Annotated in this window: 4 protein-coding genes; 2 read left to right on the plus strand and 2 right to left on the minus strand. The window is 66.6% G+C overall.

Annotated features, from left to right (window positions below; translation table 11 throughout):
- A partial coding sequence (locus NBW84_RS11675) for a DUF6036 family nucleotidyltransferase (protein ID WP_250284470.1) occupies positions 1-413 on the minus strand: 413 nt, incomplete at its 3' end.
- Positions 410-997 (minus strand): XRE family transcriptional regulator, encoded by a 588-nt coding sequence (locus NBW84_RS11680; RefSeq protein WP_250284471.1) that lies wholly within the window; start codon positions 995-997, stop codon positions 410-412. The genes NBW84_RS11680 and NBW84_RS11675, both read right to left, overlap by 4 nt.
- Positions 998-1,046: 49 nt before the next feature.
- Between NBW84_RS11680 and NBW84_RS11685 the strand changes: the two genes are divergently transcribed.
- Both NBW84_RS11685 and NBW84_RS11690 read left to right on the plus strand, forming a co-directional pair.
- Positions 1,047-1,226: a hypothetical protein gene (locus NBW84_RS11685; protein ID WP_250284472.1), complete on the plus strand. Its 180-nt coding sequence runs from the start codon at positions 1,047-1,049 to the stop codon at positions 1,224-1,226.
- A gap of 183 nt (positions 1,227-1,409) precedes the next feature.
- A complete protein-coding gene (locus NBW84_RS11690; RefSeq protein WP_250284473.1) occupies positions 1,410-2,243 on the plus strand; it encodes a hypothetical protein in 834 nt (277 codons plus the stop codon).
- Positions 2,244-2,406 lie beyond the last annotated feature (163 nt).

A 2,406-nucleotide genomic window follows, 5' to 3' on the forward strand; every position in this document is an offset into this window, starting at 1 on the left:
GTGCGCGCGGCGAGTTCGCGGATATCGTCGGCGTCCCTGCGGCGCTGGGCGATCAGCTTCGTGGCGAGAAGGAACTCGTCAGACGCGTACCTCACGTGGAGTCCGGGGGTAGGGACGTGCGCGAGGGCAGCCGGCGGTAGTGGCGGCATCCACATGGCCGCGCGGGTGTTGAGCCAGTTCTCCGGCAGACCGTCCTCGCGGGCGATCGCCCGGGCCTCGTCCAGGACGGCCTGGTCGCGGGTGATCGCGTCGACGTCTTCCGTGCGCCGCAGATCCCGGTTGGAGGTCGCCGCGATGGCCGCACCGCCGACGATGAACACGGCGGCTGAGACGCCGCGTGCCCGTAGCCGCTCGTCGAGCCTGGCCAGAAGCGAAATGATCTCTTTGGCGGAGAACTCGTGCCGGTCGTTCACGCCGTGACCAGGTCACGGGCGGGGACGAAGATGTTGAGTTTCTTCAGGTAGTCCGGAGTCCGGGTGATGATTTCCTCCCGGTCGAGGAAGGGATGCTCGGGAACCCAGGGCTGAGGCAGACGCGTGGGCTCGCACCACGTCGGCGGTTCAACTCCGGCCCGCTCGAACTCCCGCCGCGCCAAGACGGCCAGCAGGGCGTCGAAGCCCGCGCTGCCTGTGGCTGCCGGGACGGCCTCCCAGGCGGCAGCCGATCCGTCGCGCCGCTCCAACAGCAGGCGTAGATGGTCACGGCCCTGAAGGAGCATCCGCCACGCCCACTCCTCGCCGTCGGCGGCGCGGACAGCCTTGGCGGTCACCGGCGCGGACATCAGCCGTGAGGCGCGCGCGACCGCCAGCGCGCGGGCGATGCGCCGCGCCCGGAAGCAGAACACGGCGGCCGGCTTCGTCCCGCCCGAGCGGTAGGTGGAGAACCTGGACGCCGACGTTCCCAGCGCGGCCGCGAACTCGACCTGGGTCAGACCACTGTCAGCCAGGGCGGCGTCGAGCAGCGCCATGACCTCACGAGTGTCCTGATCGAGCTTCACAGACCCCACCCTACCAGCTTCTTTATCTGATCAGATAAAAGAACGGACAGTGATCCACCGAGCTCGCCGCTCCGCCCTCGAGCAGCGCCGCGAGGAGATCCGCCACGGCATGGTCGAATCGATGAAAGTCCTCGACGGCTCACCCACCGCTTCCGTCGCAGCCCTGACCGGCCTGTTGGCCGAGCGGATCGACCAGCTCAGCGGCGCCGGCGGCTGGGAGGGTGGCTGATGGCCGGGGTCCCCGTGGCCGGGTTCGGGGAACAGCCGCACGCCGTAACCGACCAGCAAATGGCGAAAGGGCACCCCTCGGGTGCATCTTCGTCTGTTGCCCCAGGGAACGGTGGGCGCACCGATCGCGTGTAGTGCAGTAAGGTCGGTGCTCTTAAGATCCGACTAGCCCGAAGGAATGACGGTGCTCGACCTGCGGGAAACCCCAGTCCCTGATGTGATAGACCACTGTTCAGCGGCACTCTCCATCGATCTCGATATCGAGAATCCGGCCTTCGGATGGGGTGGAAAGTCGATTGGGTGCGGGACTGATCGGGGCACTTGGGTCAAGATTCTCTTCCGGCCTGCGGGTCAGATCAACGAGCGCATGTGGACAGGGGAAGAATGCGCCTCCGTTCTCACTGGCGTGTCGAAACCGCAGCTTCTCGGCTCCGTACGCTGGCTCGACGCCACGCGAAATCTAGTGTGGAGGGCAGACGAGACGACCCGCGTAGAGTCCCCTGCAATCAGCTCGACGCCGGAAATCCACGAGGAACCGCAGAACCTCTCCGGGGAGTGGTGGAACACCCTACGCGGATCGCTCATCGCGCTTGCCGGGACGAAGACGACCCGCGTAGCCGTCCGACAAGACCTGATCAACAGGAGGATTCGCGAGTATGCCGGCACGGCTGTGGACCCGACCGTGGACGAGTGGTTGCCGGCTCATGCTGATATCCACTGGGCGAACCTGACTGCGCCGAACATGGTCCTCTTGGACTGGGAAGGGTGGGGCCTGGGGCCGCGTGGACTTGACGGTGCGACCCTGTGGGCGTTCTCGCTGCTCGTTCCCGCCGTCGCCGCGCGAGCGTTTGACCTGTTCGCCGATGACCTGTCCTGCCGATCCGGCACGCTGGCTCGCCTGTTCATGTGCGCCGAACTGATCCGGATGACCCGCAACTTCGACGATCATCCGGACTTGGCCGAGCCGCTGATCCGCGAAGCTGACCGGCTCGTGATCGAACTGGCAGGGGCGAAGTAGCGCGCCCCGCGGTCCGGCCGCTGTCGACTCCGCAACAACGATCGGTACCTGTCGATCATCGTACGGTCAACGCTGAGGCGTGTCGCCTCGACCAGTTCGCGGAGATGCCTCGGATCATTGACGCTGACCGCGACCCGCCCGACCTTCGGCAGCTCGTAGGAAG

This window comes from Protofrankia sp. CiP1_Cm_nod2 (assembly GCF_920664355.1).
GTDB lineage: Bacteria > Actinomycetota > Actinomycetes > Frankiales > Frankiaceae > Protofrankia.